The organism is Streptomyces sp. NRRL S-118 (genome assembly GCF_000716335.1).
In the GTDB taxonomy this organism is placed as follows: Bacteria; Actinomycetota; Actinomycetes; order Streptomycetales; family Streptomycetaceae; genus Streptomyces.
The window spans coordinates 20,953-24,704 of sequence record NZ_KL591040.1; the positions used below are offsets into that span (position 1 = coordinate 20,953).

General features: G+C 68.8%; 2 protein-coding genes and 1 pseudogene. 2 read left to right on the plus strand and 1 reads right to left on the minus strand.

What is annotated here, in order from left to right:
* Window positions 1-113, minus strand: a pseudogene (locus tag IH00_RS44700) (daunorubicin/doxorubicin resistance ABC transporter ATP-binding protein DrrA); the annotation flags it as partial.
* A 394-nt stretch (window positions 114-507) separates the two neighbouring features.
* Here IH00_RS44700 and IH00_RS0135330 point away from each other — a divergent pair.
* Entirely contained in the window at window positions 508-2,064 is a 1,557-nt protein-coding gene (locus tag IH00_RS0135330; protein WP_031080474.1) for an aspartate aminotransferase family protein, read from the plus strand.
* 102 nt (window positions 2,065-2,166) lie between these two features.
* Entirely contained in the window at window positions 2,167-3,390 is a 1,224-nt protein-coding gene (locus IH00_RS0135335; RefSeq protein WP_031080475.1) for a cytochrome P450, read from the plus strand.
* Window positions 3,391-3,752: the final 362 nt, after the last annotated feature.

The window sequence follows — 3,752 nt, forward strand, 5'->3', positions numbered from 1 at the left end:
CCGAGCACCCCGTAGACCATGCCGGCCGGGACGGACAGATCGACCCCGTCCACAGCCCGGGCTTTGCCGAACTTCCTCACCAGTCCGGCGGCCTCGATCGCCAAGGCGGTCATATCCGACTCACTTCCGTCTCCCTTTCGTGTCCCCGTCGCGCCGGATACGCCGTACTGGCCGGCGTATTCACTCGGCGGTCGGCCACCTCACGAACGGACGCGCTCCGGGGCAACCACAACCACTGGCCCGGCGTTGATTTCACGCTGCGGGCAACAGGACCTTAGTCACGCCGCGCGGCGACGGCTCTCCCGTTGTCCGGAAACTGCCATGCGCACATCCTGATCTGCCCTGAACCTGCCACACCGGATATAGCCCCGGACACCCCCGTGATAGGGCTACAGAGCATGGCAACCCGGCGACATCGCGCCGGGTCGGTCCTTCCCCGCTTCCGGATGTCCGAACCCGACGGAACCCGGCAGACGCAGTTTTTCGACCTGTCAATCGGAGAAAAAGATGCGCCCCACCATTGGCTCGCCCGAGTTCGCGGACTCGTTCATGATCGAAACGCTGGACGAGTTCGGCCTCGCGGTGCGGTACGTGCGCGCCGAGGGCAACACGCTGTACTACCTCGCCGAGGACGGCACCGAGGTCGGGGTTTTCGACGCTGCCAGCGGATTCGGCTCCCTGATGTTCGGCCACAACAACCCGGAGATCGTCGCGCACGCCAAGGAACTGCTCGACCAGCAGATTCCGGTGCACACACAACTGGCCGGCTACACCTACGGGATCAACCTCGCCGCCGAGCTGAACAAGATCGTCAGGCGTGAGCTGGAGACCGGGGACAAGTTCTTCGCCCACTTCGGCAACACCGGCGCGGAGGCCGTCGAGATCGCCATCAAGCACGCCGAGCTGGAGCGCGGCGTGCGCATCGCCGGACTGCAGGGGGAGATCGAGGCGCACGTCGAGCAGGCGCGCCAGGCCGTGACCGAGGGCGCCACGGTCTCCGAGGCCGCCGCGGCGATCGTGGGCGGAGCGGACTTCGAGCACCTCGTCGCCGAGGTGAGGCGTCGCAACACCGAGACCGAGGCCCGCCCGCCGCTGCTGCTGGCGCTGGAGGGCGGGTTCCACGGCAAGCTCATCGGCAGCGTCCAGCTGACGTACAACGAGGTGTTCCGCGCCCCGTTCAAGGCGCTCGCCGCGCAGACCCGGTTCATTCCCCGTGACCGCCCCGAGATGATCGCGAAGGTGGCCGACGAGGAGCGCGCCACGCTGCTGGACGTCGTGGTGCAGGACGGCGTCGTCGATGTGGTCGAGCGCGATTTCCCGCTGTTCACGGCGTTCGTCGTGGAGCCGATCATGGGGGAGCGCGGCATCGTCCCGCTGTCGGCGGAGCTGGCCCGCGCGTTGCGCGAGGCGTGCGACACCCTCGGCGTGCCGCTGGTCGCCGATGAGATCCAGTCCGGGATGGGGCGGTCGGGCACCTTCCTCGCGGGCACGCAGATCGGCCTGAGGCCCGACTACATCGTCCTCGCCAAGGCTCTCGGCGGCGGTATCGCAAAGCTCGGCGTCGTGCTGATCAACGAGCATCGGTACCAGAAGGAATTCGAGATGCTGCACACCTCCACCTTCGGCCGGGACGGCTTCTCCAGCCTTGTCGCCGTGAAGGTCCTGCAGATGCTGGAAGCCGATGACGGCAAGGCGTACAAGCTGGCCGCGGAAGCCGGTGCGAAGGCCAGAGCGATGATGGAAGCGATCAAGGCCGACTACCCGGACGTCGTGAAGGACGTCCGCGGCAGGGGCCTGATGCTCGGGTTCGAGATCCACGAGCAGACGGGCTCGGCGTCCCCGGAGATCCGTGAGGCGGCCGAGCACGAGGCGCTGTCCTACATCATCGGCGGACACCTGCTGCGCAAGCACCGGGTCCGCATCTTCTCCACGGCGAGCAGCGACGAGACCATGCGCTTCGAACCGTCCATCCATCTCTCCGACGAGGAAATCGCCCAGCTGGACCGGGCTTTCCGCGACGTGTGCCAGATCCTGCGGGACCAGGACGCGAGCCGTTTCGCATAACGGCGACGCGGCATTTCGCGGGCGGAGAACAACCAGGAATGTCCGCGCACGCTCAGGATCGCGTGCGCCACTTCGTCACCGACAAAGCACAGGGGATTTGCTGTGACCAACGCTGAGCCATTGTTCGATCCGTCGCTGCCGGGACTGGCCGACGACCCCTACCCGCACTACGCGAGGCTGCGCAGGACCGACCCGGTGTACGAGCACCCCGCCGGCTACTGGATGGTCTCGCGCCACGACGACGCCACCGCGGTCCTGCGCGCGCCGCGCATGTCCGTGAACGAGAAGAACCTGGCCGGTGCCCCGGCCGACGACTCCGCCCCGCCGCCGGAGCTGCCGCCGGCGATGGTGGAGGCGACGAACGTCATGAACCTGTCGCTGCTCGACGTGGACCCGCCGGACCACACCCGGCTGAGGTCGCTGGTGACCAAGGCGTTCACGCCCAGGGCCGTCGCCGCGCTCGAACCGGTGGTGACCGAGCTGGTGAACGAGGGACTGGACCGGATCGCCGACGGCGGCCGGGTGAACCTCATGGACGAGCTGGCGTTCCCGGTGCCGTTCGCGGTGATCTCGCACATGCTCGGCACACCGCCGGCGGACAGCGACCGGATACGCGAACTGACCGGCAGGATCCACCGCTCACCCGAGTTGCTGGACGAGGCCGAGTTGATCGAGGGCATGGCCGCGATCGAGGAACTGGTCAAGATATCCCGCGAGATGATCGACTGGAAGCGGGCCAACCCGGCCGACGACCTGCTCACCGCTCTGATCGCCGCCGAGCACGAGGGCGACAAGCTCACCGCCGACGAACTGGTCGCCCAGGTGCTGCTGCTCTACGCCGCCGGGCACGAGACGACGGTGAGCCTGATCGGTGGCGGTGTGGTCGCGCTGCTGCAGAACCCCGACCAGCTGGACCTGCTGCGGCGCCGGCCGGAGCTGGCGGAGAACGCGGTCGAGGAGTTCCTCCGCTACGACCCGCCGATCCAGCAGACCCGGCGGATCACCACGGGGCCGTACCCGTTGCGGGGCAAGGAGATCCCCGGTGGCTCGCTCGTGATGGTGGCCATCGCGGCCGCGAACCGCGACGAGGACCACTTCGGGGAGGACGCCGGCAAGCTGCGGATCGACCGTGCCGACGCACGCCAGCACGTGTCCTTCGGTGCCGGGGCCCACCACTGCTTCGGCTCCGCGCTGGCCAGGATGGAGGCCCGGATCGCGATCGGCGGACTGGTCGACCGGTTCCCCTCGCTCGAGCTGGCCGGCGACGTGGTGTGGAGCGACCGCGTGGAGCTGCGCAGCGCCAAGGTCGTACCGATCACGGTCTGATCCCACGGCCGGGGCCGTACCGCCGAGGCGGCGGCCCCGGCCGGTCCGCTGCCACGGAGGCGGCGAGCCGGCACCGCCGCGGGCGCCCGGGAAGCGCCGGGCGGGGACGCGGCATCGGGCCATCACATGTCAGTTCCAACGAGAGAGTCGTGAGGCAACGGGGTTCGTGGTGCGGGCACCCGCGCCGGGCCTGCCCCGGGAGGTTCGGTGGACCGGCTCCTCCCGTGCCGCGGCATCGAGGGAGTCCAGTTCAGTGACCAGCCAGGTCAGCAGTCCGGCCGAACCGGCCGGCGACACCGTGGTCGGCGGGCAGCACACACTGTCCGGGCAGAAGGAAGTACGTCGTCCGGACCGGGTGATCA

What these genes read in the sequence shown, in the direction of transcription:
- IH00_RS0135330 (WP_031080474.1), top strand. Translation starts at nt 508, where the DNA reads ATGCGCCCCACCATTGGCTCGCCCGAGTTCGCGGACTCGTTCATGATC.